At 68.3% G+C, this 25,266-nt stretch carries 26 protein-coding genes; 19 read left to right on the top strand and 7 right to left on the bottom strand.

What is annotated here, in order from left to right; all coding sequences use genetic code 11:
• Positions 1-81 precede the first annotated feature (81 nt).
• From ribD to tolA, 10 genes are read left to right on the top strand one after another with little or no spacing between them, the layout of a single operon-like run.
• Positions 82-1,212: a bifunctional diaminohydroxyphosphoribosylaminopyrimidine deaminase/5-amino-6-(5-phosphoribosylamino)uracil reductase RibD gene (ribD, locus tag N8A90_RS06570; RefSeq protein ID WP_262073868.1), complete on the top strand. Its 1,131-nt coding sequence runs from the start codon at positions 82-84 to the stop codon at positions 1,210-1,212.
• A gap of 50 nt (positions 1,213-1,262) precedes the next feature.
• On the top strand, positions 1,263-1,916 hold the full coding sequence (locus N8A90_RS06565) for a riboflavin synthase (RefSeq protein ID WP_262073867.1): 654 nt from the start codon (positions 1,263-1,265) through the stop codon (positions 1,914-1,916).
• Complete coding sequence (gene ribBA / locus N8A90_RS06560; RefSeq protein ID WP_262073866.1) at positions 1,913-3,067, top strand: bifunctional 3,4-dihydroxy-2-butanone-4-phosphate synthase/GTP cyclohydrolase II; 1,155 nt, start codon at positions 1,913-1,915, stop codon at positions 3,065-3,067. Before N8A90_RS06565 ends, ribBA begins: the two co-directional genes overlap by 4 nt.
• Before the next feature lie 4 nt (positions 3,068-3,071).
• On the top strand, positions 3,072-3,536 hold the full coding sequence (gene ribH, locus N8A90_RS06555) for a 6,7-dimethyl-8-ribityllumazine synthase (protein ID WP_262073865.1): 465 nt from the start codon (positions 3,072-3,074) through the stop codon (positions 3,534-3,536).
• Positions 3,533-4,069, top strand: a complete 537-nt coding sequence (gene nusB, locus N8A90_RS06550) for a transcription antitermination factor NusB (protein WP_262073864.1) — start codon at positions 3,533-3,535, stop codon at positions 4,067-4,069. The genes ribH and nusB overlap by 4 nt, the downstream gene beginning before the upstream one ends.
• A complete protein-coding gene (locus N8A90_RS06545; protein WP_262073863.1) occupies positions 4,066-5,250 on the top strand; it encodes a pyridoxal phosphate-dependent aminotransferase in 1,185 nt (394 codons plus the stop codon). The genes nusB and N8A90_RS06545 overlap by 4 nt, the downstream gene beginning before the upstream one ends.
• Entirely contained in the window at positions 5,247-5,684 is a 438-nt protein-coding gene (gene ybgC / locus N8A90_RS06540; RefSeq protein WP_262073862.1) for a tol-pal system-associated acyl-CoA thioesterase, read from the top strand. Before N8A90_RS06545 ends, ybgC begins: the two co-directional genes overlap by 4 nt.
• Positions 5,681-6,391, top strand: coding sequence for a protein TolQ (tolQ, locus tag N8A90_RS06535; RefSeq protein WP_262073861.1), 711 nt, complete (start codon positions 5,681-5,683; stop codon positions 6,389-6,391). The genes ybgC and tolQ overlap by 4 nt, the downstream gene beginning before the upstream one ends.
• A gap of 28 nt (positions 6,392-6,419) precedes the next feature.
• A complete protein-coding gene (locus N8A90_RS06530) occupies positions 6,420-6,857 on the top strand; it encodes an ExbD/TolR family protein (RefSeq protein ID WP_262073860.1) in 438 nt (145 codons plus the stop codon).
• 3 nt (positions 6,858-6,860) lie between these two features.
• A complete protein-coding gene (gene tolA / locus N8A90_RS06525) occupies positions 6,861-7,850 on the top strand; it encodes a cell envelope integrity protein TolA (protein ID WP_262073859.1) in 990 nt (329 codons plus the stop codon).
• Positions 7,851-7,874: 24 nt separating this feature from the next.
• On the opposite strand, the gene N8A90_RS06520 is transcribed toward tolA, so the two are convergent.
• Positions 7,875-8,741 carry a cupin-like domain-containing protein gene (locus N8A90_RS06520; RefSeq protein WP_262073858.1) on the bottom strand — a complete coding sequence of 289 codons (867 nt, stop codon included), beginning with the start codon at positions 8,739-8,741 and terminating at the stop codon, positions 7,875-7,877.
• Positions 8,742-8,838: 97 nt separating this feature from the next.
• Complete coding sequence (dnaE, locus tag N8A90_RS06515) at positions 8,839-12,339, bottom strand: DNA polymerase III subunit alpha (RefSeq protein ID WP_262073857.1); 3,501 nt, start codon at positions 12,337-12,339, stop codon at positions 8,839-8,841.
• A gap of 265 nt (positions 12,340-12,604) precedes the next feature.
• Between dnaE and N8A90_RS06510 the strand changes: the two genes are divergently transcribed.
• Complete coding sequence (locus tag N8A90_RS06510) at positions 12,605-13,039, top strand: hypothetical protein (RefSeq protein ID WP_262073856.1); 435 nt, start codon at positions 12,605-12,607, stop codon at positions 13,037-13,039.
• Positions 13,040-13,065: 26 nt separating this feature from the next.
• Here N8A90_RS06510 and N8A90_RS06505 read toward each other — a convergent pair whose 3' ends face one another.
• Entirely contained in the window at positions 13,066-14,112 is a 1,047-nt protein-coding gene (locus N8A90_RS06505) for an Ldh family oxidoreductase (RefSeq protein WP_262073997.1), read from the bottom strand.
• 162 nt (positions 14,113-14,274) lie between these two features.
• Between N8A90_RS06505 and N8A90_RS06500 the strand changes: the two genes are divergently transcribed.
• Complete coding sequence (locus N8A90_RS06500) at positions 14,275-15,060, top strand: sulfurtransferase (RefSeq protein WP_262073855.1); 786 nt, start codon at positions 14,275-14,277, stop codon at positions 15,058-15,060.
• A gap of 10 nt (positions 15,061-15,070) precedes the next feature.
• On the opposite strand, the gene N8A90_RS06495 is transcribed toward N8A90_RS06500, so the two are convergent.
• From N8A90_RS06495 to N8A90_RS06480, 4 genes are all read right to left on the bottom strand, one after another.
• Positions 15,071-15,988: a pirin family protein gene (locus N8A90_RS06495; RefSeq protein ID WP_410087642.1), complete on the bottom strand. Its 918-nt coding sequence runs from the start codon at positions 15,986-15,988 to the stop codon at positions 15,071-15,073.
• A 40-nt stretch (positions 15,989-16,028) separates the two neighbouring features.
• The gene (locus N8A90_RS06490; RefSeq protein ID WP_262073853.1) at positions 16,029-16,583 is read right to left on the bottom strand and encodes a flavodoxin family protein; all 555 of its coding nucleotides are present in this window, start codon (positions 16,581-16,583) and stop codon (positions 16,029-16,031) included.
• Between the two features lie 44 nt (positions 16,584-16,627).
• Complete coding sequence (locus tag N8A90_RS06485) at positions 16,628-17,065, bottom strand: DoxX family protein (RefSeq protein WP_262073852.1); 438 nt, start codon at positions 17,063-17,065, stop codon at positions 16,628-16,630.
• Between the two features lie 70 nt (positions 17,066-17,135).
• Complete coding sequence (locus N8A90_RS06480; RefSeq protein WP_262073851.1) at positions 17,136-17,837, bottom strand: pirin family protein; 702 nt, start codon at positions 17,835-17,837, stop codon at positions 17,136-17,138.
• A 143-nt stretch (positions 17,838-17,980) separates the two neighbouring features.
• Here N8A90_RS06480 and N8A90_RS06475 point away from each other — a divergent pair, with 143 nt between their 5' ends.
• The 7 genes from N8A90_RS06475 (at position 17,981) to N8A90_RS06445 (ending at position 25,154) form a co-directional block, all read left to right on the top strand.
• Positions 17,981-18,934 (top strand): LysR family transcriptional regulator, encoded by a 954-nt coding sequence (locus N8A90_RS06475; protein ID WP_262073850.1) that lies wholly within the window; start codon positions 17,981-17,983, stop codon positions 18,932-18,934.
• 61 nt (positions 18,935-18,995) lie between these two features.
• Positions 18,996-20,069 (top strand): NAD(P)/FAD-dependent oxidoreductase, encoded by a 1,074-nt coding sequence (locus N8A90_RS06470; protein WP_262073849.1) that lies wholly within the window; start codon positions 18,996-18,998, stop codon positions 20,067-20,069.
• 8 nt (positions 20,070-20,077) lie between these two features.
• The gene (gene gluQRS, locus N8A90_RS06465) at positions 20,078-20,998 is read left to right on the top strand and encodes a tRNA glutamyl-Q(34) synthetase GluQRS (protein WP_262073848.1); all 921 of its coding nucleotides are present in this window, start codon (positions 20,078-20,080) and stop codon (positions 20,996-20,998) included.
• Positions 20,998-21,762 carry a tRNA (guanosine(46)-N7)-methyltransferase TrmB gene (gene trmB, locus N8A90_RS06460; RefSeq protein WP_262073996.1) on the top strand — a complete coding sequence of 255 codons (765 nt, stop codon included), beginning with the start codon at positions 20,998-21,000 and terminating at the stop codon, positions 21,760-21,762. Before gluQRS ends, trmB begins: the two co-directional genes overlap by 1 nt.
• Positions 21,763-21,920: 158 nt before the next feature.
• A complete protein-coding gene (locus N8A90_RS06455) occupies positions 21,921-23,063 on the top strand; it encodes an ABC transporter substrate-binding protein (protein WP_262073847.1) in 1,143 nt (380 codons plus the stop codon).
• Positions 23,064-23,270: 207 nt separating this feature from the next.
• A complete protein-coding gene (locus N8A90_RS06450; RefSeq protein ID WP_262073846.1) occupies positions 23,271-23,939 on the top strand; it encodes an endonuclease NucS domain-containing protein in 669 nt (222 codons plus the stop codon).
• 93 nt (positions 23,940-24,032) lie between these two features.
• Positions 24,033-25,154 (top strand): IS5 family transposase, encoded by a 1,122-nt coding sequence (locus N8A90_RS06445; RefSeq protein WP_262073845.1) that lies wholly within the window; start codon positions 24,033-24,035, stop codon positions 25,152-25,154.
• Positions 25,155-25,266 lie beyond the last annotated feature (112 nt).

Raw genomic sequence — 25,266 nt, 5'->3', positions numbered from 1 at the left:
TGATCCGAACGGCCGCGCGCGCACTTTCTCGCACGACCGCACCACGCGCAGATCCGGCGCGCCACCTGACCTCTCGCCGCCATGCCCCTCCCCTCCGACGACGCCATCCAGAGCGCCCACGCGCATCGCCTGGCCCTCGACAGCCTCCTGCTGACCGACCCCAATCCCCGCGTCGGCTGCGTCCTTACCAACACCGCCGGCCGCATCCTCGGCGCCGGCCACACCCAGGCCGTCGGCGGCCCGCACGCCGAAGTGATGGCCTTGCGTGACGCCGCCGTGCGCGGCCATTCGGTCCAGGGCGCGACCGCCTACGTCACGCTGGAGCCGTGCGCCCACCATGGCCGCACCGGCCCGTGCTGCGACGCGCTGATCGCCGCCGGCATCCGCCGCGTCGTGGCGTCGATCGCCGACCCGAACCCGCTGGTGGCGGGCCAGGGCTTTGCGCGGTTGCGCGCCGCCGGGGTCGACGTCGAGGTCGGCCCCGGCGCGGTCGAATCGCGCGAGCTCAACATCGGCTTCTTCAGCCGCATGGTCCGCAAGACGCCCTGGGTGCGCATGAAGACGGCCGCCTCGCTCGACGGCAAGACGGCCCTGACCAACGGCAGCAGCCAATGGATCACCGGCGAAGCCGCCCGCGCCGACGGCCATGCCTGGCGCGCGCGCGCCAGCGCCGTGCTGACCGGCGTCGGCACGCTGATCGAAGACGACCCGCGCCTCGATGTGCGCGGAATAGACACGCCGCGGCAGCCCCATCTGGTGATCGTCGACAGCCGCCTGCAGACCCCGCCCGGCGCCCGGCTGTTCGACATTCCCGGCCGCCGGGTCTGGATCTATGCGGCCCGCCGCGACGACGCCCTCGCCACGGCACTGGAAGCGAAAGGGGCGACGGTGACCGTCCTGGCCAACGCCGACGGCAAGGTCGACCTGGCGGCCATGCTGCGCGATCTGGCCGTGCGCGAGGTCAACGAATTGCACGTGGAGGCCGGTCACAAGCTGAACGGCTCGCTCATGCGTGAAGGCCTGGTCGACGAGCTACTGGTGTACCTGGCGCCCAAGTTCCTGGGCGACGGCTTCGGGATGGCGAGCCAGCCCTATGCCGGAGGACCGCTGACGGCACTGGCCGGCGCCCTCGCCCTCGACTTCCGTTCGGTCGAGCGTTTCGGCCCCGATCTGCGCATCCTCGCGCGGGTGCAGGGACGCGATTCCTTCTGAGTTCCGGGCGCCCCGGGAGAGCCGGCCGCGTTCTCTGCGAAAATGCGGGAATGTTCACCGGCATCATCACCGGCGTGGGGCGCATCGCCGCCGTACGCAACCTCGGAAGCTCCTCCTCCCACGGCAAGCGCCTCAGCATCGCCGCACCGCCGGGCTACCTCGACGATGTCGGCCTGGGCGACAGCATCGCCCTCAACGGCGCCTGCATGACGGTCACCTCGCTCGACCCGGCGCAGCAGCAGTTCACCATCGACATCTCGGCCGAATCGCTCGACAAGACGGCCGGTCTCGCCGAGGAAAGCGCGTCGGTCAACCTCGAGAAGGCGCTGCGCGCGAGCGATCGGCTGGGTGGGCACATCGTCTCGGGCCACGTCGACGGCATCGGCCGCGTGACCCGCTTCGCACCCGTCGGCGAAAGCTGCGAACTGCGCATCCTGGCGCCGCAGGCGCTGGCCCGTTTTCTGGCGTACAAGGGCTCGATCACCGTCAACGGCGTGAGCCTGACGGTGAACACCGTGACCGACAACGCCGAGGGCAGCGAGATCAGCATCAACCTCATCCCCCACACGGTGGAGAACACCTCGCTCGGCACCTTGAAGGAGGGCAGCGCAGTGAACCTCGAAATCGACACCGTGGCGCGCTACGTGGAGCGCATGCTCCAGGCCGGCGCCCTCCCCGTTCCGCAGAAAGACAGCACCCCATGAATGCCTCCGTCACGCCCATCGCGGCTCCCCGCAACGGACGCACCCCAGCGCCCATCTCCCCCGTGAGCGAGATCGTGGCCGAGCTCACGGCCGGCCGCATGGTCATCCTGGTGGACGAGGAAGACCGCGAGAACGAAGGCGACATCGTCATCGCGGCCGATCACATCACGGCCGAGTCGATCAACTTCATGGCGCGGCATGCCCGCGGCCTGATCTGCCTGACCCTGTCGCGCGACATGTGCGAGCGGCTGAACCTGCCGCCCATGGTGGCGCGCAACGGCGCCAAGCATTCGACCGCCTTCACGGTGTCGATCGAAGCCGCCGAGGGCGTGACGACCGGCATCTCGGCCGCCGACCGCGCCCGCACCGTGCAGGCCGCGGTCGCCCGCAACGCCGTGGCGGCCGACCTGGTGCAGCCGGGCCACATCTTCCCGCTGCAGGCGGTCGACGGCGGCGTGCTGATGCGCGCCGGCCACACCGAAGCCGGCTGCGACCTGGCCGCCATGGCCGGCTGCTCGCCGGCCTCCGTCATCTGCGAGGTGATGAACGAGGACGGCACCATGGCGCGCCTGCCCGACCTGCAGATCTTCGCCGCCGAACACGGCCTCAAGATCGGCACCATCGCCGCGCTGATCGAGCACCGCAGCCGCACCGAGTCGCTGGTGCGCAAGATCGGTTCGCGCGAAATCCAAACCGCCTGGGGCAGCTTCACCGCCCACGCCTTCCAGGACAAGCCGAGCAACGGCGTGCACCTGGCCCTGGTGCGCGGCAGCTGGGGGGCCGACGAGACCGTGGCCGTGCGCGTGCACGAACCGCTGTCGGTGCTCGACGCGCTCGAGGTCAACCGTTCGCTCCATTCATGGAGCCTGGACGCCAGCCTCGCCTACATCGCGTCGCAGAACAAGGGCGTCGCCGTGCTGCTGAACTGCGGCGAAACCGGCGAAGATCTGCTGGCCCAGTTCGACGGCACCGCGCGCCCCGCGCAGGCCCCCGAGCGCGGCCGCATGGACCTGCGCAGCTACGGCGTCGGTGCGCAGATCCTGCGCGAATGCGGCGTGCACAAGATGCAGCTGCTGGGCACCCCGCGCCGCATGCCCAGCATGGCAGCCGGCTACGGCATCGAGATCACCGGCTACATCCACAAGGACTGACATCGTGCTTCACGCAAACAAGGGCGCCGACGCGCCACTCGACGGCAAGGGCCTGCGCATCGGCGTCGTGCAGGCGCGCTTCAACGCGGACATCACCGACGCGCTGGCTTCGGCCTGCCTGGCCGAGCTCGCCGCCCTGGGCGTGGCCGAGGGCGACGTCGACCATGTCCAGGTGCCGGGCGCCCTCGAAGTGCCCATCGTGCTGCAGGCCATGGCGCGGCGCGGCGGCTACCACGCGCTGGTCGCGCTCGGCTGCATCATCCGCGGCGAGACCTACCACTTCGAACTCGTCGCCAACGAGTCGGGCGCGAGCGTCAGCCGCGTCGCGCTCGACGCGCACCTGCCGATCGCCAATGCGATCCTCACCACCGAAAACCTCGAACAGGCCGTCGCACGGCAGACCGACAAGGGTCGCGACGCGGCCCGGGTCGCCGTCGAGATGGCGCGACTGCTGGCAACGCTCAAATGACAGACTCCTCCCCCAAAGAACCCGGCACCAAGCCACGCCAGAGCCGCACCGGCCTGACGGCCACCGGCGCACGCAAGGCCGCGGCCAAGTCCAACCGCAGCCGCTCGCGCGAGTTCGCCCTGCAGGCGCTCTACCAGCACCTGGTCGGCCGCAACGACCCGACCGACATCGACCATTTCACGCGCGACCTCGCCGGCTTCCACAAGGCCGACGCCGCGCACTACGACGCCCTGCTGCACGGCTCGATCCGCGAAGAGGTCGAACTCGACGCGATGATCGTGCCCCTGCTCGACCGCAAGCTGGCCGAGATTTCCCCCGTCGAACACGCCGTGATGTGGATCGGCGTCTACGAATTCCGCCATTGCCTCGACGTGCCGTGGCGCGTGGTGCTCAACGAATGCATCGAGCTCGCCAAGGAGTTCGGCGGCACCGACGGCCACAAGTACGTCAATGCCGTGCTGAACGGCCTGGCGCCGCAGCTGCGCAGCCTGGAGGTCGAAGCGGACCGCGCGTCGGGGAAGGCGCGCGCATGAGGATCTCTTCGCGCGCCGAGAAGATCGAACCCTTCTATGTGATGGAGGTCGCCAAGGCGGCCAGCGCCCTGGCCCGCGAAGTGGCGGCCACCGATCGGCCGATGATCTTCCTGAACATCGGCGAGCCGGACTTCACCGCACCGCCGCTGGTGCAGGAAGCGGCCGTGCGTGCGGTGCGCGCCGGCGCGACCCAGTACACGCAGGCCACCGGGCTCGACCTGCTGCGCGAACGCATCAGCGACTGGTACCGCCAGCGCTTCGGCGTCGACGTGCCGGCCCGGCGCATCGTGATCACGGCCGGCGCCTCGGCGGCGTTGCAGCTGGCCTGTCTGGCGCTGATCGAAGCCGGCGACGAGATCCTGCTGCCCGACCCGAGCTACCCCTGCAACCGGCATTTCGTGACCGCGGCCGACGGCCGTGCCGTGCTGGTGCCGACCACCGCCGCCGAGCGCTTCCAGCTGAGCGCCGACAAGGTCGAGGCCGCCTGGACCGACAGGACGCGCGGCGTGCTGCTGGCGTCGCCGTCCAACCCGACCGGCACCTCGATCGCGCCGGACGAGCTGCGCCGCATCCACGAGGTGGTCGGCAAGCGCGGCGGCATCACGCTGATCGACGAGATCTACCTCGGCCTGTCGTACGACGACCAGTTCGGCCAGACCGCACTCGCCATCGACGACCAGGTCATCAGCATCAACAGCTTCAGCAAGTACTTCAACATGACCGGCTGGCGCCTGGGCTGGCTGGTGGTGCCCGATGCCATCGTGCCCGCGGTCGAACGGCTGGCGCAGAACCTCTTCATCTGTGCCAGCACGGTGGCGCAGTACGCTGCGCTCGCCTGCTTCGAGGCCGAGAGCATCGCCGAGTACGAACGCCGCCGTGCGGAATTCAAGGCCCGGCGCGACTGGTTCATCCCGCAACTCAATGCCCTGGGCCTGACGGTGCCCGTGGTGCCCGACGGCGCCTTCTACGCCTGGGCCGATTGCGCCACCTTCGCACCCAGGCTCGGCGTCGAGGGCAGCTGGGACTTCGCCTTCGAGCTGATGAAGCGTGCCCACGTGGCCGTCACGCCGGGCCGCGACTTCGGCACGGCCGAGACCGCACGTTTCGTCCGCTTTTCGACCGCCAGCTCGATGGCGCATCTCGAGGAAGCGATCGCGCGGCTCAAGACGCTGGCCGGATGACTTTTCAGTTCCCGATCCGCATCTACTGGGAAGACACCGATGCCGGCGGCATCGTGTTCTACGCCAACTACCTGAAGTTCATGGAGCGCGCGCGCACCGAATGGCTGCGCTCGCTGGGCATCGGCCAACAGGCGCTGCGCGAGCGCAGCGGCGGCATGTTCGTCGTGAGCGAGACGCAGCTCAAGTACCACCGGCCCGCCCGCCTGGACGACGAACTGCTTGTTACGGCCGAGTTGCGTCAGACCGGCGCGGCGTCGGCCACAATCGCGCAGCGCGTGCTCTCCAGGGGCGAGCCGACCGTGCTGCTGTGCGAAGGCACGATCCGCATCGGCTGGGTCGATGCCGCCACCATGCGCCCTGCGCGCATTCCTGCAGATGTCGCGGGAACCCTCGCGCGCGAATGCAGCTCCATCTCCCAACCGTTGAAGCCATGAACAACCAAGACCTTTCGATCATCAACCTCCTGCTGCACGCCAGCTTCGTCGTGCAACTGGTCGTGGCGCTGCTGGTCGGCATCTCGATCGCGAGCTGGGCCGCCATCATCCGCAAGTACTTCGCGCTCAAGCGCATGCGCACGCTCAACGACGACTTCGAGCGCGAGTTCTGGTCGGGCACCAGCCTGAACGAACTGTTCTCCTCGGCCGCCCAGAACGCCAAGTTCGCCGGCCCGATGGAACGCATCTTCGCCTCCGGCATGCGCGAATACCAGAAGCTGCGCGAGCGCCATATCTCCGATGCCTCTACCCTGCTCGACGGCGCCCGCCGCGCGATGCGCGCGAGCTTCCAACGCGAGATGGACGTGGCCGAATCCAACCTGTCCTTCCTGGCAACCGTCGGATCGGTGTCGCCGTATGTCGGCCTGTTCGGCACGGTCTGGGGGATCATGCATGCCTTCACCGGCCTGGCCGCGCTGACGCAGGTGACGCTCGCGACCGTGGCCCCCGGCATCGCCGAGGCGCTGGTGGCCACGGCGATCGGCCTGTTCTCCGCCATTCCCGCGGTCGTGAGCTACAACCGCTTCGCCCGCGAGATCGACAAGATCGCCATCGCGCTGGAGACCTTCACCGAAGAGTTCTCCAACATCCTGCAGCGCAACCTGTCGACGCACGTGTCGTCGCAGGGCTCCGCCACCGGCCGCTGAGCGAACGCACGCACAAGGACCCGACCCGATGGCATCCGTTTCCTCCCGCGGCCGCGGCCGCCGCACGATCAACGAGATCAACATGGTCCCGTTCATCGACGTGATGCTGGTGCTGCTGATCATCTTCATGGTCACGGCGCCCCTCATCACGCCGAGCGTGATCAACCTGCCCAGCGTCGACCGCGCCAACAAGCAGCCCGACAAGCCGATCGAGATCGTCATCAAGACCGACGACGAGATCCAGGTCAAGAAGGACCCGTCCACCGGCACCGGCGGCACCAACGTACCCTTCACGCAGATCGGCAAGGCTGTGATCGCGGCGCAAGGCGGCGACGCCCAGCGCCCCGTGGTCATCAGCGCAGACAAGACCGTCAAGTACGAGACGGTCGTGAAGGCCATGAACGAGCTCAAGCGCGCCGGCGTCGAGCGCGTCGGCCTCTCGGTCACGACGACGGGCGCGAAGTAAGGCATGTCGCTCGCCGCCGACCGCCCCGAGTTCGCCCCCCCACCGCAGCGCGGCACGCCGCGTGCCGTTGCGCTCGCCCTCGTTGCGCACGTCGTCCTGATCGCCGCGCTGACCTGGGGCGTGCACTGGAAGCGCGACGCCGAGAGCGACGCGGTCGAAGCCGAGCTGTGGTCCACCACCGTGCAGCAGGCCGCGCCGCGCCTGTCGCAGCCGCCGACGCCGACACCGGCCCCTGCGCCCGCACCGACCCCGGCACCTCCCCCACCGCCGCCTCCGCCGCCCCCGGCCCCGCAGGTGCGTGCACCGGAGCCGCCGCCGCCACGTGAACCCGACATCGCGCTCGAGCGCGAGAAAAAGCTCAAGGAGCAAAAGGAACGCGAGCGCGAGCTGGAGCAGGCCAAACAGCAACAAGCGAAGGCAGAGACCGCCCGCAAGGCCGCCCAGGAGAAGAAAGAGCTCGAAGCCAAGCGCCGTGCCGAGGAAGAGGCCGAAGCCCGCCAGGAGGCCAAGGAAAAAGCCCAGCTCGAAGCGCGCAAGAAAAAGGAAGCCGAGGCCAAGCAACAGCAGGCCGAAGCCGCGGCTGCGGCAAAGAAGAAGGAAGCGGATGCCAAGCAGGCCGCCGCCGACCGCGCCGCCACGCTCAAGCGCATGCAGGGCCTGGCCGGCGCCAGCGGCAACGACAGCGCCACAGGCACGGCGCTCAAGTCCTCCGGCCCGTCGGGCAGCTATGGCGGGAGGGTGGCCGCCGCCGTCCGGCCCAACGTGGTGTTCCCCGATGCCGACCTGGTCAGCGGCAACCCGGGTGCGGAATTCGATGTGCGCCTGGCGCCGGACGGCACCATCGTCGGCACGCCGCGCCTGGTCAAGTCGAGCGGCCTGCCCGCCTGGGACCAGGCCGCCCTGCGCGCCCTGCAGAAAACCGAGAGGCTGCCGCGCGACGTCGACGGCCGCGTGCCGCCGGCGCTGATCGTGGAACTCAAGCCCAAGCGCTGAGCCGGCCTGCCGCGCCCGCGCAGGTCAGCGGCGGGCGCTCTTCACCTTGCTCACCGCGTCCCAGATCCGCGCCTTGGCGCTGTCCCGCAGCGGGCTGCGCCCGACCGGCGAAGGCGCGATGCCGAAGCGCCCCAGCACACGGCGCGATGCGTGGTTGAAGCTCAGCGCGCGGCGCCAGGCCATGCTCTGCGCCGTGTTGAAGATGATCGACATCGAGATCGACACGTCGTCGCCGCCGTTGCGCACATGGTGGCCGGCGACGAAGGGGATGTGGATCGCCTCGCCCGGCGCGAACTGGTACGTCGTGCCCAGCGCATCGGCCTGCGGCGACCAGGCCAGACGCGAGTTCGCGTAGGCCACGTAGGCCTCGCGGCTGGCCGACGGCACCACGCGCTCGTCCCACTGCGGGAACACCGTGACTTCCTTGCTGCCGCGGAATTGCATCAGGAAGGTCGAGTAGCGGTCGATGTGGAAGGGCGTGACGGCATTGGGCGACGCGATGAACAGGTAGAGCTGCGGGTCGATCGCCTCGGTGCCCACGCCACGGCGACGCATCAGGGTTTGCACATCGGCGAGCAACTCGCGATGCAGCGGCGCGAACGACGGGTCGATCTCGGGCGACTGCACCATGACGTAGCCGTCGCTCACGCGAATGCTCTCGATGGTCTCCTCGATCGTGCGATCGGCCGGGCGCTGCTTGAAGGTCGCCTCGAAGTCGTCGCCCTTGTGCAGCAGCGCCTTGGAATACATCACGCGCTCCTTCGGGAGCGACGGGATCACCCGCTGCAGGTTTTCCAGGCTCAGCGCCGGATGCCCCATGAGCTTGTGCTTGAACTTGAAGGCCTCCCGGTCCAGTTGGTCGAGCACGGGGCTGTCTTCGAAACACTGCATGGACGTCCTCTCGCGGCAGCGGCTGCCCTGTTACAACGGGCGACGAATGTAATACTTTTTATTGATTACTACAAGGCCGCAGGGCCGTCGACAACCCTCAGTCGTAGATGACAGCCGCCCTCCCGGCCTCGGCCTGCGCGGTCCAGCTGGCCAACGCGGCATCCGTCGGGAAAAATTTGGCGCTTTCGCCCAGCTGCAGCTCCACCTGCGCGCCGTTGCGCGCCAGCGAAAGGCGCACCGGCAGGCCGTTGCGCAACTCGCCCGCTTCGCTCATCTCGATGCGCGGCGGGAAGTCCTTCACCAGCCGGGCGATGTCCGGCGCCTTGCCGTTCACCGCCACCCGCAGGAACTTGCCGAAGCGGCAGCGCGCCGCCGCCAGGTCCCAGACCTGCTGCACCTGGAAGCGCGCCTCGAAGCCGCCGCGGCCGGGCTGCAGCCGCCCGCTGACGATGACGAGTTCGTCGTCCTTGAGCGTGTTGCGGTTGGCGTCCAGCACGGCCTGGTCGGCCGTTGCCTCGATCGAATCGGACTTGTCGTCGAGCTTGAAGATCGCCAGCCGGCCGCGCTGGCCGTTGATGACGCGCAGGTCGCTCACGATGCCGGCGATGACCTGCTGCTCGCGGCTGTCCATCAGTTCGTCGATCGGCCGCTTGCAGAAGCGCCGCACCTCGTGCGCCACCTCGTCGAACAGGTGGCCCGACAGGTAGAAGCCGACGGCGGTCTTCTCGTAGGTCAGGCGCTCCTTCACGCCCCAGGGCGTGGCTTCGACCAGGTCCGGCTCCTGGGTGGCCGAACCGTGTTCGCAGTCGCCGAAGATGTCGACCTGCGCCGCATTGGCTTCGGTGGCGGCCGCGAACTCGAACGCGCGGTCGATCGATGCGACCAGCGATGCACGGTTCTGCTGGATGGCGTCGAAGGCGCCGGCCTTGATCAGCGCCTCGACCGTGCGCTTGTTGATCCGCTGGCGGTCGATGCGCACGCAGAAGTTGAACAGGCTGGTGAACGGGCCGCCCTCTTCCCGCGCCTTGACGATGGCCTCGACTGCCAGTTGCCCCGTGCCCTTGACCGCGCCGAGACCGTAGCGGATCACCTTGTCGGTGACCGGCTCGAATCGGTAGCGGCCGCGGTTCACGTCCGGCGGCTCGAAGGTCATGCCGAAGTTCTTGGTCGCGTCTTCGAACAGCACCTTCAGCTTGTCGGTGTCGTCCATTTCCACGGTCATGTTCGCGCAGTAGAACTCCGCCGTGTAGTGGACCTTGAGCCAGCCCGTGTGGTACGCCAGCAGCGAGTACGCGGCGGCGTGCGACTTGTTGAAGCCGTAGCCCGCGAACTTCTCCATCAAGTCGAAGATCTCGTCGGCCTTCTGCTGCACGATGCCGTGGGTCGCGAGCGCACCGGCGCGGAACTTCTCGCGGTGCTCGGCCATTTCCTCGGCCTTCTTCTTGCCCATCGCGCGGCGCAACAGGTCGGCGCCGCCCAGGCTGTAGCCGCCCAGGATCTGCGCGGTCTGCATCACCTGTTCCTGGTAGACCATGATCCCGTAGGTTTCGCTGAGCATCTCGGCCACGGCCGGGTGCGGGTACTCCACCTCTTCGCGCCCGTGCTTTCGCGCCACGAAGCTGGGGATCAGGTCCATCGGGCCCGGTCGGTACAGCGCGTTCAGCGCGATCAGGTCTTCCAGGCGCGTGGGCCGTGCATCCTTGAGCATGCCCTGCATGCCGCGCGATTCGAACTGGAACACCGCCTCGGTCTTGCCGTCGGAAAAGAGCCGGTAGGTCGGCACGTCGTCGAGCTTGATGTTCTCGTACGCGAAATCTTCCTGGCCTTTGTGGCGCTTGGCGATGAACTCGCGCGCGATCTCCAGGATGGTGAGCGTGGCCAGGCCCAAGAAGTCGAACTTGACCAGGCCCACCGCCTCCACGTCGTCCTTGTCGTACTGGCTCACGGCCGAGTCGCTGCCGGGCTGCTGGTAGAGCGGCGTGAAGTCGGTGAGCTTGCCCGGCGCGATGAGCACACCGCCCGCGTGCATGCCGATGTTGCGGGTCATGCCTTCGAGCTTCTGGGCCAGCTCGACCAGCATGCGCACTTCCTCTTCCTTCTCGATGCGCGCGGCCAGCAGCGGCTCGGCGGCGATCGCGTACTTCTCCTTGTCGGCTTCCGACAGGTTGGGCGGCGGATACTGGATCGTCACCGGCTTGCCCGGCTTGTTCGGGATCAGCTTGCTGATGCCGTCGCAGAACATGTAGCTCATGTCCAGCACGCGGCCCACGTCGCGGATGGCGGCGCGCGCGGCCATGGTGCCGAAGGTGGCGATCTGGCTGACGGCGTCGCGGCCGTACTTGTCCTTCACGTAGTCGATCACGCGGTCGCGGTTGCCCTGGCAGAAGTCGATGTCGAAGTCGGGCATCGACACCCGCTCCGGGTTCAGGAAGCGCTCGAACAGCAGGTTGTATTCGAGCGGGTCGAGGTCGGTGATCTTCAGCGCGTAGGCCACCAGCGAGCCGGCGCCGGACCCCCGGCCCGGGCCGACCGGGCAGCCGTTGAGCTTGGCCCAGTTGATGAAGTCGCCCACGATCAGGAAGTAGCCGGGGAAGCCCATCTTCAGGATCGTGTTGATCTCGAATTCGAGCCGCTCGACGTAGCGCGGCCGCTCGGCATCGCGCTTCTTCTCGTCGGGGTAGAGGTGCGCCAGCCGCACCTCGAGGCCCTCGAAGGACGCGACCCGGAAGTACTCCTCGATCGGCATGCCGTTGGGCGTCGGGAAGTTGGGCAGCTGCGGCTTGCCCAGCACCAGCGTCAGGTTGCAGCGCTTGGCGATCTCGACCGTGTTGGCGATGGCGCTCGGCACGTCGGCGAAGAGCGCCTCCATCTCGGCGGCCGACTTGAAGTACTGCTCGCGGGTGAACCGGCGCACGCGCCGCGGGTTGCCGAGGATCTCGCCCTCGGAGATGCAGACGCGCGCCTCGTGCGCCTCGAAGTCGTCGGGTTGGGCGAACTGCACCGGGTGCGTGGCGACGACCGGCAACTTGAGCCGGGCGGCCAGTTGAACGGCCGCGATCACATGTGGCTCGTCTTCCGGCCGGCCGGCGCGCTGCAGCTCGATGTAGAAGCGATGCGGGAACAGGCCGGCGAGCTGCAGCGCAACCTCAGCCGCACGCTCCGCCTGGCCCTGCAGCAGCGCGGCGCCCAGCGGGCCGGCCTGCGCACCCGACAGCGCGATCAGGCCGCCGTTGAGCTCCTGCAGCCAGACCAGCTTGCAGGCCGGCTGCGCCTGTCCGCGACCGACGTTCTGTGTCCACGCGCGCGCCAGCAACTCGGAGAGGTGCAGATAGCCCTCGGTGTTCTGCACCAGCAGGATGATGCGGGTGAGCACGCCGGGCTCGCCCAGCCCGTCGACGAAGACTTCGGCGCCCAGCACGGGCTTGACGCCGGCGCCCCGCCCTTCCTTGTAGAACTTGACGCCGCCGAACAGGTTGTTCAGGTCGGTGATGGCCAGCGCGGGCTGGCGGTCGGCCTTGGCGGCCTCGACGACTTCGTCGATGCGGTTGGTACCGTCGACGACGGAAAATTCGGTGTGGAGACGCAGGTGCACGAACATCGCGTCATTGTAGGAAGCCGCCCGCCCCAGCGGGGTGCACCGGCCTGTGTTAAGGCCCCGCTCGACGCTGACCCATCGCGTGCCGACGTGGTCATTTCGCATCGGACGAAAGCGATACCCCCAGGGGGCGTGAACTTATGCCGAAGGCGGGCCGCACGCCCCGGCAAAGCCATCCAGAATCACCGGCACGCCGAGGCATTTTCTCGGCGCGGCGATGCGGGAAGGCGCTGCAGGTCGGCGCGGTCCAACCCACGAGGAACAGGCGATGCTCGTTCGGTGCTATTGGCTGCTGCGAACCCTCGCGCTCCACGTCGGTGGCGCCCTGGCGCTGTGCATCGCGATGCACACGCTCCTGCGCACCGCGGACGACACCTCTGCCCCGGTGCTGGGGCTCGAGCTGCTCGGCATCGGCTGCACCGCGGTGCTGGCTGTCGTCCATGGGCTGTTCTGCGCGCACGGCGATCCGAAGTCCATGACGTTCCTGCTGATGCGGGAGAACACCGCCGAATGTGCCGCCATCGTCTGGGCCCTCTTCTGCGGGCTGACGATCTGGGCCGCGCTCTACGACCCGATGGCCCTGCCGCTCACCGCGGCGTCGGCGCTGGTCGCCGTGAGCTGGTGGCGCATGGCCCGCAAGACGCACGGCCTGGTGGACAGCGCCGTGCGCACCGGCTTCGCCGTCACGACAGAAGGTTTCTGACCGCCGCGTACCGTTCGCGGCGCCGATCAGCCCGCGCCGTCGATGCCCAGCCGCGCCGCCAGGTCCGCCAGCGCCTTCCAGCTCCCCTCGCCCAGTTCGATGTACGCCGCATGCCGCTCGCGGTTGCGTGCCTCGTACTCGCCCGGGTACTGCACCCTCTCGCCGCCGGACTGCGGCGGGCACGACAGCAGGTAGTCGATGAAGGCGCCGGCCTCGTGCGCCTGCCAGGCCGCCGTACCGGCCGACGCCGGGTCGAACAGCAGGGCGAACAGGTTGTTGGTGGCGAGGCCGGTGCGCGGATGCTCGGGCTGGATGGTGCCGCCTCCCGACAGCACCCCGGCCAGCAGTTCGGCCACCACCCCCAGCGCGTAGCCCTTGTGGGCGCCGAAGGGCAAGAGCGCACCGGGCGGCTTGGCGAACATCACGGCGGGGTCGCAGGTCGGCAGCCCCTGCGCATCGATCAGCGCGCCCGCCGGCGCCGATTCACCGTTGTCGGCCAGCACGCGCGCCTTGTTGAGCGAGATGGTGCTGGTCGCCATGTCGAGGATCAGCGGCGGTCGGCCGTCCGGCAGCGGGCTGGCGAAACACAGCGGGTTGGTCGTGAGCCGCGCCTCGGCGCCGCCGAAGGGCGCGACCGTGGGTGGCCGGTTGGTCACGTTGGTGAAGGCGACGAAGACCATGCCCGCCGCAGCCGCCTGCTCGCCGTAGTGGCCCATGCGGCCCAGGTGATGGCTGTCGCGCAGCGTCACGACGCAGTGCCCGTGGCGGCGCGCGGCGTCGATGGCGGCCGCCACCACCTGCTTGCCGACATGCTGGCCGAAGCCATGATGGCCGTGCCAGGACTGGAAGGCGCCGCTGTCGGTCAGCCGTTCGGGCCGCGCCGCGCCAACGAGCTGCCCGTCGGCCAGCGCCTTGGCGTAGCCCGGCAGGATGGAGATGCCGTGGCTCGCATAGCCCACGCGGTCGGACTCGATCAGGTGCGCAGCGACATCGTGCGCGATGTCCTCGGGCACCTGCTGCTTCTGCAGGAGCTTCTCCACCAGGCGAAGGGCATCGGGAATGGCGAGGCGGATGCTCATGCAGGGATCTTCCGTGGAAAAAGAGGAATGAAGCCGGAGGCCGCCGAACGGTCACGCGGGATGCTAGGCGATCGATCGCGCCAAGGCTTGCGCACCATCAACCGAGGGGCCTGCGCCTGCGGCCCGGGTGGCGCGCGCACTTCTACAATCGCGCCCGTGCTTCCCATCCTCAACATCGCCGCTTATCTCTTCAGCGCCATCGAAGACCCCGCCACCCTGCGCACCACGCTGCTCGACGCTGCCCGCTCGCGGCAGCTCATGGGCACGATCCTCCTCGCGCCCGAAGGCATCAACCTCTTTCTCGCCGGCGCACCGGACGCGGTCCGCGGCTTCGTCGACGAACTGCGTGCCGACCCGCGCTTCGCCACGCTCGAAACCAAGGAAAGCTGGTCGGTCTCGCAGCCCTTCCGCCGCATGCTGGTGAAGGTCAAGCGCGAGATCATCCGGATGGACCACCCGGCGATCCAGCCCGAAGCCGGCCGCGCGCCGGGGGTCGAAGCCGCCACGCTCCGGCGCTGGCTCGACCAGGGGCACGATGACGCGGGCCAGCCGATCGCGCTGCTCGACACGCGCAATGCCTTCGAGGTCGACCACGGCACCTTCGAAGGCGCCATCGACTGGCGCATCTCGAAGTTCACCGAATTCCCGCCGGCTCTGCTGGCGCACAAGGACGAACTGGCCGGCAAGACGGTGGTGAGCTTCTGCACCGGCGGCATCCGCTGCGAGAAGGCGGCCATCCTGATGCGCGAAGCCGGCGTCGAGAACGTGCTGCAGCTCGAGGGCGGCATCCTCAAGTACTTCGAGGAAGTCGGCGGCGCGCACTACCGCGGCGACTGCTTCGTGTTCGACGGCCGTCGCGCCCTGGCGCCCGACCTGAGCGCGACCGGCAACGCCGCCAGCGCCCGGGCCGCCGAAGACCCGGACCTCGCGCGCAAGCACTGAGCGCGGGGGCTCAGACCGGCGTGGTGCCGGTGTCCGGTTCGGGGCTCTGCACCTTGAACGGGTGCCCCGGCAGCGGGATGAATTCGGTTTCGCCGGGCACCTGGCCCATGCGCTGGGCGGCCCAGTCGTCGCCGGCCTGCAGGATGCGTTCGCGCCGGCTCGAGACGAAGTTCCAGGTGATGAAGCGCGGGCCGTCGAGCGGCGCGCCGCCGATCACGACCAGCCGCACGGCTTGCGCGGCCGTCAGCGTGGCGCCCTGCCCGTCCGGCAGCGCGACCATGGTGTGGACGTCCACCGGCGTGCCGTCGATGGCGAGGCGGCCATCCACGACATAGATCGCAAGTTCGGCCGCCAGCGCGGGCAGCACGAAGCTGGCACCGGGCTGCAGGGCCACATCGAGGTACACGGTGGGTGCGAAGGTCTTCACCGGCGACGCGACGCCGAAGGCTTCGCCGATCAGCACGCGCACCTGCGCGCCCTGCACGTCGAGTTCGGGGATGGCACTGGCCGCCGTGTGCGCGAAGCTGGGCGCGACCTCCTCGAAGGCCTGGGGCAAAGCCGCCCACAGCTGCAGGCCATGGTTGACGTACGTGTCGCCCATGAGGCGCTCGGGCTTGCGCTCGGAATGCACGATGCCGCGGCCGGCGGTCATCCAGTTGATGGCGCCGGGCAGGATCTCCTGCACGCTGCCGAGGCTGTCGCGATGCATCATCGCGCCCTCGAAAAGATAGGTGACCGTGGCCAGCCCGATGTGCGGATGCGGCCGCACGTCGTGCTGGCTGCCGGGCGTCTCGGTGGCCGGCCCGAAGTGGTCGAAGAAGACGAAAGGCCCCACTGAACGTCGCTTCGCGGCCGGCAGCAAACGCCGAACCTTGAAGCCACCACCGAGGTCCTTGTCGTGGGGCTGGAGGACGAGCAGTTCGTTCATCATGGGGCGGCGCGGCTCGGGCCGCGCATCGAGGTGTGGATCAGCCGTGCAGCTTAGCCGCGATCGCAGCCACGCGCGCGCCGTAGAGCTTGGCGGTGTCGAGGTCGCCCTGCGGGACTTCGGCAGCGCTGGCGTCCGACGGCGACTGCACCAGCAGGCCGACCGAACCGCCCAGGTTGTTCACGTCGTTGCGCGTGGCGGCCTTGGTGTTGGCCGGCGGCAGACCCAGGCTGACCCACAGGCCACCATGCTGCGATGCCAGCGTGTTCAGGTACTGCAGCGTGACCTGCTTGTCGCCGTTGAAGCTGGCGCTGTTGGTGAAACCGCCGAAGACCTTGTCCTGCCAGCCGCGGGTGAACCAGACCTTGGACGAGGCATCCGCGAACTTCTTGAACTGCCAGCTGGCGCCGCCCATGTAGGTGGGCGAGCCGAAGATGATGGCGTCGGCTGCGTTCAGCGTCTCCCAAGCGCCTTCGGGCAGGTTGCCGTCGGCGTCGATGGCGATCAGTTCGGCGCCCGCGCCGTCGGCGACGGCTTGTGCAACGCGTTGCGTGTGGCCGTAGCCGGAATGGAAAACGATGGCGATCTTGGACATGTGTAGGTTCTTTTCGTCAAGGGTTCAGGGATTCGGTCGAATGCTCAGCGCTTGTCGATGCTCAGGCGGCCCGGGCCGAAGGCAGCAAAGGCGAGCAGGCCGCCGGCAATGGCGATGTTCTTGTTGAAGTTGATCTGCTGCATCATCTTCATCGCATCCGGTGCCGACCAGTACTTGTGGAAGAACAGCGCGGTCGCCACCGTGAACACAGCCAGCACGATGGCCGAGATGCGGGTCTTGAAGCCCAGCAGGAAGGCAATGCCGACGCCAAGCTCGATCACGATCGCGAGGGCTGCACCGACTTGCGGCAACGGCAGGCCGCTCGATGCGACATAGCCGACGGTGCCCGCGAAACCCATGAGCTTGCCGATGCCGGCGGGGATGAAGAGATAGGCGACCAAGATCCGGCCGACCAGGGCGATGACGTCCTGGGTCGAGGTGGTGGTCACGCCGGTGGTGCCTTTGGCGGTGAGAGTGGACATGGAAATACTCCTGCGGTTGATGAAATAGGGGAACAAGGAAAAGCCGCTGCCCGAAGGCAGCGGCGGGAAATCAGGCGGCGAGGTCGAACACCAGCACCTCGGCATCGTTGCCGGCGGTCAGTGCGAGTTGCGTCTCGCCTTCGAGCATCGCTGCATCGCCGGTTGCCAGCTTCTTGCCGTTGACCTCGAGTTCGCCACGCACCAGGTGCACATAGCTCTTGCGCGACGGGTCGAGCGACAGCGATGCCTTCTCGTCACCGTCGAGCAGGCCGGCGTAGAGCCTGGCGTCGGCATGCACCGTCACCGAGCCATCGCTGCCGTCGGGCGACGCCACCAGGCGCAGGCGACCGCGCTTGTCGGCCGCGTCGAACCGCTTCTGCTCGTAGCCGGGCTCGATGCCCTTCACGTTGGGCTGGATCCAGATCTGCAGGAAGTGCGTGGTCTGGTCGGCCTTGTGGTTGAACTCGCTGTGCATCACGCCGCGGCCGGCGCTCATGCGCTGGACGTCGCCGGGCGGAATGCTCTCGACATTGCCCATGCTGTCCTTGTGCGCCAGTTCGCCCGACAGCACGTAGCTGATGATCTCCATGTCCTTGTGGCCGTGGGTGCCGAAGCCCGCACCGGCCGCCACGCGGTCTTCGTTGATCACGCGCAGGTTGCCGTAGCCCATGTGGGCCGGGTCGTAGTAGCCGGCGAACGAGAAGCTGTGAAAGGACTTGAGCCAGCCGTGATCGGCGTAGCCACGTTCCTGGGATTTACGAATCGTCAACATCGTTGAACTCCTTGCCCCATCGGGGCTCTTCAGGTGCCACGCCGTATGCGTAGCGAATGGAGAGAACTTTAGGGCGGCCGACCGCACTGAAAGTGGTCCCCATTTGATGGCATCATTCTATTTTTTTGAATGAAGGATCGGCCATGCCCAGCGCCCGCGACGTGCTGACCCCCGACGCCCTCGCGATGCTCCAGACGGTGGTGAGCGCGGGCAGCTTCGCCGGCGCCGCCCGCGCGATGGACATGGTGCCCAGCGCCCTGAGCTACCGGGTGCGGCAGATCGAGGACGCGCTCGACGTGCTGCTGTTCGACCGCAGCGCACGCCAGGCGCGGCTCACCGAAGCCGGCGCCGAGCTGCTGCGCGAGGCACCGCGGCTGCTGTCGGACCTCGACGCGGTCGCCAACCGCGTCAAGCGCGTCGCCACCGGCTGGGAGCCGCTCTTCACCATCGCGATCGACAGCGTGATCGCCCGTGACCCGATGCTCGACCTGGTCGGCGCCTTCTACGCGCTGGAGCCGCCCACGCGCCTCAAGCTGCGCGATGAAACCCTGCTCGGCACCATCGAGGCGCTGGCCCGCGGCGAAGCCGACCTCGCGGTGGGCTCGGTGCTCGACGCATCGAGCCTCGGCTTCACCGCACCGGGCATCCGTACCCGGCCGCTGGGCGAACTGCGCTTCGTCTACGCGGTGGCGCCGCACCACCCGCTCGCCCGGCTGCCGCAACCGCTCAGCGACGCCACGCTGCGCAGCCATCGCGCCGTGGCCGCGGCCGACTCCTCGCGTGCCGGGCCGACGATGAACGTCAACCTGATCGGCGGGCAGGACGTGCTCACCGTGCCGACCATGCAGGCCAAGCTCGCTGCGCAACTGCACGGCCTGGGCAGCGGCTTCCTGCCCGAGCCTCTGGCACGGCCCTACATCGAGGCCGGCCACCTGGTCGAGCTGCAGACCGAACGCGCGTTGCCGGTGGGCCAGATGCACCTGGCGTGGCGGGTGCGCACCGCCGCACGGCCGGGCCGCGCACTCGAATGGTGGCTCGCGCAGTTCGAGCACGAGGGCACACGCCGCGCGCTGCTCGAGCAGCACCGGGGCCGCTGAAAGCCGATGTAGAGTCAACGGCCATTCCGCCCTGCCCGCCCGTCAAAGAAAGAGACCCGTCATGACCACGTCCGCACCGACCGCCCGCCACCGAAGCCCCAGCCCGGCGCCCAAGCACTTCGCCATCGTCGGCGCGGGCATGGCGGGCATCGCCTGCGCACGCACGCTGGTGCAGGCCGGCCACGAGGTCACCGTGTTCGAGGCCGAAGCGGGCGCCGGCGGCCGCATGGCCAGCGAGTCGACCGCCTTCGGCCGCTTCGACAGCGGCGCCCAGTACTTCACCGTGCGCGACGAGCGCTTCGCCCTGGCGCTGCAGACCGTGCCCAAGCTCTGCCGGCCCTGGAGCGCCAACCTCGTGCGCGTGCTCGACCCGCACGGCCGCGTGGCCGAAGCCGCCCTGCCATCGCTCGAACCGCACTACGTGGCCCAGCCGGGCATGGACGCGGTGGTGGCGGCCTGGGCCAAGCCGCTGGGCGACCGCCTGGTGACCGGCGTGCAGGTGACGCAGATCGAGCCCGACGCGCTCGACCGCCGCCGCTGGCAGCTGCACACCGACGGCGGCCCCGGCGTGCCGGTCCATTCCGGCTTCGATGCCGTGCTGCTGGCCATCCCGCCGGCGCAAGCGCGGCTGCTGCTGGGCCGCAGCAAGGTCTCGCCCACGCTCGAGCGCAACATCGCCAAGGTGCATGCCTCGCCCTGCTGGACATTGATGATCGCCTTCCCGCAAGCCAACCAGCCGACCATGTCGCACCTGGGCCCGCAGTGGAACGCGGCGCGCAGCACGCACCACCGCGTCGCTTGGCTGGCACGCGAATCGTCCAAGCCGGGCCGCGATCCGATCGAGCGCTGGACGCTGCAGGCCAGCCCGACCTGGTCGCAGGAACACCTGCGCGACGACGCGCCGCGTGTCGAGGCCAAGCTGCTGCGCGCCTTCGCCGAGATCACCGGCATCTACGCCACGCCCAACTACGCCCGCGCCCGCTGCTGGCCCGAGGCGCAAACGCAGGCGCCGCTGGGCAAGCCGCACCTGTGGGACGCCAAGGCGCGCATCGGCCTGGCCGGCGACTGGTGCATGGGCCACCGCGTCGAAGACGCCTTCCTCTCCGGCCTGTCGCTGGCCCTCGCTGTGGTGTGACGGGTGGCGTGACGCCGACCGGCCGGTTCGCGCCCTCGCCCACCGGACCGCTGCACGCGGGCTCGCTGGTGGCGGCGCTGGCCAGCTGGCTCGACGTGCGGGCGCGCGGCCCGCAAGCCCGCTGGCTGGTGCGCATCGAAGACGCCGACACCGAGCGCTGCCTGCCCGGGCTGGGCGAACACATCCTCGGCCAGCTGGCGGCCTGCGGCCTGGTGCCGGACGAGACACCCCTCTGGCAGACGCAGCGCACCGCGCGCTACCAGGCGGCGCTGGACGCCCTGATCGCAGCCCACCGCGCCTACCCCTGCGGCTGCTCGCGCAAGGACATCGACGCCACCCTGGCTGCCCGCGGCGTGACACACACGCGCCACGGCGAGCGCGTCTACCCCGGCACCTGCCGCCAAGGCCTGCACGGCCAGGCCGCGCGCGCCTGGCGCTTCGCCGTCGAGCCGCTGGCGCCGCCGCCCGACCTGTGCGTGCACGACCTGCACTGGACCGATCGCCGACTCGGCCCGCAACGCCAGGATGTGGCGGCCGAGGTCGGCGACTTCGTGCTGCGCCGCGCCGACGGCCCCTGGGCCTACCAGCTCGCCGTGGTGGTCGACGATGCCGACCAGGGAATCACCGACGTGGTGCGCGGCGAAGACCTGGCCGACAACACGGCGCGCCAGATCCTGCTGCAGCGCGCGCTCGGTCTGCCGACGCCCAGCTACCTGCACACGCCGCTGGTGCTCGCGCCGGACGGCCAGAAGCTCTCCAAGCAGAACGGCGCGACGGCACTCGACCTGGGCACGCCGGCCGCCGCACTGCGGGCACTCGCCACGGCCGCGCAGGCGCTCGGACTGCCCGCCACGACAGCGGCCAACACTGCCGATGCGCTGGCCGGCTGGGTGGCCGCCTGGCGCGATCTCTACAATTCGCGCCCGTGATGAACCTGCCCGCGACCGCCCCTCCTCCCGACGTACCGGGCCCCACCGACTCTGCCGACGCCGCCGACCCGGCCGCGACCACCCCGCGAAACCCACGCTATGGCCAGCGCCTCAAGAGCTTCGTGAAGCGCGGCGGCCGCACCACCGACGGCCAGCAACGCGCCTACGACGAACTCGGCCCGACCTATTTGCTGCCCTACCGCGCCGAGCCGCTCGACTTCGCCGCCACCTTCGGCCGCGAGGCGCCCACCGTGCTGGAGATCGGCTTCGGCATGGGCGAGGCCACGGCGCACATCGCCGCGCTGATGCCCGAGACGAACTTCCTCTGCTGCGAGGTGCACGAGCCCGGCGTGGGCGCGCTGCTCAAGCGCATCGGCGAGCAGGGCCTGACCAACATCCGCATCTGCGCGCACGACGCGGTCGACGTGCTCGACCACATGCTGCCGACCGGCACGCTGGCCGGCATCCACGTTTTCTTTCCCGACCCGTGGCACAAGAAGCGCCACAACAAGCGCCGGCTGATCCAGTCGCCGCTGGTGGCCAAGCTGGCCGATCGGCTGCAACCCGGCGGCTACCTGCACTGCGCCACCGACTGGCAGCCCTATGCCGAGCAGATGCTGGAGGTGCTGTCGGCCGAGCCGATGCTGCGCAACAGCGCCGACGGCTGGGCCGAGAAGCCGCACTACCGGCCGCTCACCAAGTTCGAGAACCGGGGCCTGAAACTGGGCCACGGCGTGTGGGACCTCGTTTTCATCAAGCGCTGAATTCCCGCCTGTGAAGCGGGATCGCCCCGAGGCGACGCCGCAGCAGACGGCATTCCGTGGATTTATCGGCAGCTGCAGCCAAAAGTTGAGGGGCGTCATCCCACAGCCGGCACGGTCATTGCGTACGATTTGTTACCAATAGATTCCTGGGGTCGTACATGGCTTTTTCACGCAGGCAGTGGTTGGCTTTCGGCGGCGGCTGCATCGCCTCCGGCATTGGCGGTCCACTGCGCGCGCAGACGGCGCCCGCCCCGGCGCCCCGCCGCATCGTGTGGGGCCAGTCGGTGCCCCTGACCGGCGCCGCCAGCGAAATCGGCATGGCCTTCGCCGGCGGCGCCAAGCTCTATGTCGACGCCTTCAACGACGCCAACCCGGCCCAGCACATCGAGCTGCGGCAGGTCGACGACGGCTTCGACCCAGCGCGTGCGGGCGCCAACGCCGTGAAGCTGCTGGCCGAAGGGGCCGACCTGCTGTTCGGCTTCGTGGGCACCGGCAGCAGCAATGCCGGCGCCAAGGTGGCGCAGGAGAAAGGTGCGCTCTTCTTCGCGCCCTTCGGTGCGGCGGATTCGCTGCGCGACGCAGCGCACGCCAACGTCTTCCACGTCCGCCCCAGCATGGCCGACGAGGCGTTCAAGATGGTGCGCCACTGCGCCACGATCGGCCAGTCGCGCATCGCCGTGCTGGCCGAGGACAACGCGCTGGGCCGCGCCGGCCTGCAGGCGGTGAACGACGCCATCGCCGAACTCAAGCTGCCGCCGCTGGTCGGCTCCGCCTTTGTACCGGCCGGCAGCACCCAGGTCGACGCCGCCGTGGCGAGCCTCACCAGGCTGCAGCCGCAGGTGGTGATCCAGGCCGCGCTGTTCCAGACCACGGCCGCGGTCATCCAGGAGATGCGCAAGGCGGGTTACGTCGGCCTGTTCATGAACTACTCGGTGGTCGGCCTCAACCCCCTCTTCCTGGCGCTGGGCAAGGACATCCGCGGCGTGGTCATCTCGCAGGTCGTGCCCTCGCCGCGCAGCACCTCGATCGCCGTGGTGCGCGAGTACAACGCCGCCATCGACAACTCCGACCAGACGCCGACCTACGAAAGCCTCGAAGGCTTCATCGCCGCCAAGGCGCTCGCCGAAGGCATCCGCCGCACCGGCCGCAATTTCACGGTCGCGGCCCTGCAGCGCACCCTCTCGGGCATGACGGCCTACGACGTCGGCGGCTTCCGCATCAACCTGCGCGCCGGTGCGCGCGACGCGGCCTGGGGGATCGAGCTGGTGACCGTGACGGCGGACGGGCGGGTGGTGCGCTGAGGGGATGGCTTGCACGCGACCACGCCTCGTGCGCAGTCAGAAACTTGGATCAGAACAAACAAGGAGAGTTGGATGACTAATGTAGTTCGACCGCCAGTTCGGCAAATGGTCAAAGAGGCAGTACAGCAAATAGGCGGTGAATGCTCATACCCGGCTATCAAGGCAAAAATTAGGTCAATGTATGGGGACGGCGTCAACGACAGCTCAATGACGTGCAGCATTATTTCCGGTGCTGTGAATCATCCATCTCGCATTCACTACAACGAGAACAAAAGACCTCGGATTGCTGACACCGAGTACGACTACCTATTCAACACTGGTCGCGGCAAGGTAGTTTGGTATGAGCCGGAAAAGCAAGGTGTGTGGGAAATAGCCAAGGCGACGGATGGCAGCCTCGTTGTTCGTCTCGCGGAGGGTGTGGGCGAGAACCTAGGCCCCGCAGTTGAAGCCGCCGAGCCTGCCTCTGACGCATACGGGGTGTTTGCCCTTGAAGCGCATTTGCGCGACTACCTTGCGAAGAATTTACCGAAGCTCCCTAGTCATGACGGCGCGCTCGTCCTTTATCGAACGGACGACCGAGACGGTGTGGAGTTTCAGACCGATGTTGGTCCGATCGACATTTTGGCGACTGGCAACGGCGATTTCTACGTGTTCGAGTTGAAGCTAGCTCGCGGGCCAGACTCCGCCCTTGGCCAGATCCTGCGATACATGGGCTGGGTAAAGAAGCACCTCGCTGGCGAGAACAATGTCTTCGGCGTCATAGTTGCGTCGGACATTAGCGAGAAGCTGAGGTATGCGGCGACGCAGGTTCCGCATGTTCGATTGATGGAATACGAACTCAAAGTCGATCTACATGCGGTAAGCCTTGACACTTAGCAGGCTGCTGAAATACTCCCCACCAGTCGGCCAGCGATACAGCACAAGCGTTGGAAGTTGATCCCCCGACAGTTGCAAGACAAGACCCAGACGATGCGCGGAGCCGACACCTTCACCGAGAGCCTGTTCACCATGCGCCGCCTGGAGGACTTCGTACCGGCGGATCACCCGCTGCGCCCGATCCGGGCCATGGTCAACGAAGCACTGCTCAAGATGGACGGCCTGTTTGCTGGCATGTACGAGGCCGACATCAAGGGCGGGCGTCCCAGCATCGCACCGGAGAAGCTGCTGCGCGCGATGCTCTTGCAGATTTTCTTCAGCGTGCGCTCGGAGCGCCAACTCATGGAGCAGACCCAATACAACCTCTTGTATCGTTGGTTCATCGGCTTGGCCATGGACGACGCCGTCTGGGTGCCCACGGTGTTCACCAAGAACCGCGAGCGACTCATTGCGCACGACGCCATCATCGAATTGTTCAACCACATCGTGGAGACGGCCGAGCGCAAGGGCTGGTTGTCGGGCGAACACTTCAGCGTGGACGGCACCCTCATCCAGGCGTGGGCCAGCCACCGCAGCTTCGTGCGCAAGAACGGCGCCGGCGATGAAGACGACGACGGCAATGACGACAACACCGGAGCCACCAGCTTCAAGGGCCAGACCCGCAGCAACGACACCCATGAATCCAGCACCGACGCGGATGCGCGGCTGTACCGCAAGGGCAAGACGGCCAGCCAGATGCGCTACATGGGCCATACCCTCTCTGACAACCGCCATGGCCTGATCGCCAACGCGATGGTCAGCACCGCCGACGGTCATGCCGAGCGGGAAGCTGCCAAGGTCATGATCCATGGGGCTTGCGAGGCGGCAGCCGATGACACGATCAGCATCACGCTGGGCGCGGACAAGGGCTATGACGCCAAGGAATTCATCGATGCATGCCGGGACATGGGCGTGATACCGCACGTGGCACAGAACAAGTCAGGGCGTCGCTCGGCAGTACCCGACGCCATCGCAGCCAGCGAGGGCTACGTGCTGTCGCAGCGAAAGCGCAAGCTCATCGAGCAGGGCTTCGGCTGGGCCAAGACGGTGGGGGGCATTCGCCAGGTGATGGTGCAAGGGCTCAAGCGCGTGGACCATCTGTTCGTGTTGACGATGACGGCGTACAACTTGACGCGCATGCGCTCGCTGGGGCAAATCCGCCCGCAGTCTGCGTGAGGCCCGAAAAGAAGCTCGAGAAGCTTCGGCAATCAGAAAACCGACTCGAAACGCCGTCCCGCAGCTCGCCATGTGAAAAGCAGCCCTCGCCGAAGGAACGGGCTCGTCCGCA

This window comes from Variovorax sp. N23, from assembly GCF_025486315.1.
GTDB lineage: Bacteria > Pseudomonadota > Gammaproteobacteria > Burkholderiales > Burkholderiaceae_C > Variovorax.
The sequence above is the reverse complement of the archived record's forward strand: the minus strand, read 5'-3'. Positions and strand labels throughout refer to the sequence as shown.

Coding starts and splice junctions, on each gene's coding strand:
- ribD (WP_262073868.1), top strand. CDS start 82: ATGCCCCTCCCCTCCGACGACGCCATCCAGAGCGCCCACGCGCATCGC.
- N8A90_RS06565 (WP_262073867.1), top strand. CDS start 1,263: ATGTTCACCGGCATCATCACCGGCGTGGGGCGCATCGCCGCCGTACGC.
- ribBA (WP_262073866.1), top strand. CDS start 1,913: ATGAATGCCTCCGTCACGCCCATCGCGGCTCCCCGCAACGGACGCACC.
- nusB (WP_262073864.1), top strand. CDS start 3,533: ATGACAGACTCCTCCCCCAAAGAACCCGGCACCAAGCCACGCCAGAGC.
- N8A90_RS06545 (WP_262073863.1), top strand. CDS start 4,066: ATGAGGATCTCTTCGCGCGCCGAGAAGATCGAACCCTTCTATGTGATG.
- ybgC (WP_262073862.1), top strand. CDS start 5,247: ATGACTTTTCAGTTCCCGATCCGCATCTACTGGGAAGACACCGATGCC.
- tolQ (WP_262073861.1), top strand. CDS start 5,681: ATGAACAACCAAGACCTTTCGATCATCAACCTCCTGCTGCACGCCAGC.
- N8A90_RS06530 (WP_262073860.1), top strand. CDS start 6,420: ATGGCATCCGTTTCCTCCCGCGGCCGCGGCCGCCGCACGATCAACGAG.
- tolA (WP_262073859.1), top strand. CDS start 6,861: ATGTCGCTCGCCGCCGACCGCCCCGAGTTCGCCCCCCCACCGCAGCGC.
- N8A90_RS06520 (WP_262073858.1), bottom strand. CDS start 8,741: ATGCAGTGTTTCGAAGACAGCCCCGTGCTCGACCAACTGGACCGGGAG.
- dnaE (WP_262073857.1), bottom strand. CDS start 12,339: ATGTTCGTGCACCTGCGTCTCCACACCGAATTTTCCGTCGTCGACGGT.
- N8A90_RS06510 (WP_262073856.1), top strand. CDS start 12,605: ATGCTCGTTCGGTGCTATTGGCTGCTGCGAACCCTCGCGCTCCACGTC.
- N8A90_RS06495 (WP_410087642.1), bottom strand. CDS start 15,988: ATGAACGAACTGCTCGTCCTCCAGCCCCACGACAAGGACCTCGGTGGT.
- N8A90_RS06490 (WP_262073853.1), bottom strand. CDS start 16,583: ATGTCCAAGATCGCCATCGTTTTCCATTCCGGCTACGGCCACACGCAA.
- N8A90_RS06485 (WP_262073852.1), bottom strand. CDS start 17,065: ATGTCCACTCTCACCGCCAAAGGCACCACCGGCGTGACCACCACCTCG.
- N8A90_RS06480 (WP_262073851.1), bottom strand. CDS start 17,837: ATGTTGACGATTCGTAAATCCCAGGAACGTGGCTACGCCGATCACGGC.
- N8A90_RS06475 (WP_262073850.1), top strand. CDS start 17,981: ATGCCCAGCGCCCGCGACGTGCTGACCCCCGACGCCCTCGCGATGCTC.
- N8A90_RS06470 (WP_262073849.1), top strand. CDS start 18,996: ATGACCACGTCCGCACCGACCGCCCGCCACCGAAGCCCCAGCCCGGCG.
- trmB (WP_262073996.1), top strand. CDS start 20,998: ATGAACCTGCCCGCGACCGCCCCTCCTCCCGACGTACCGGGCCCCACC.
- N8A90_RS06455 (WP_262073847.1), top strand. CDS start 21,921: ATGGCTTTTTCACGCAGGCAGTGGTTGGCTTTCGGCGGCGGCTGCATC.
- N8A90_RS06450 (WP_262073846.1), top strand. CDS start 23,271: ATGACGTGCAGCATTATTTCCGGTGCTGTGAATCATCCATCTCGCATT.
- N8A90_RS06445 (WP_262073845.1), top strand. CDS start 24,033: ATGCGCGGAGCCGACACCTTCACCGAGAGCCTGTTCACCATGCGCCGC.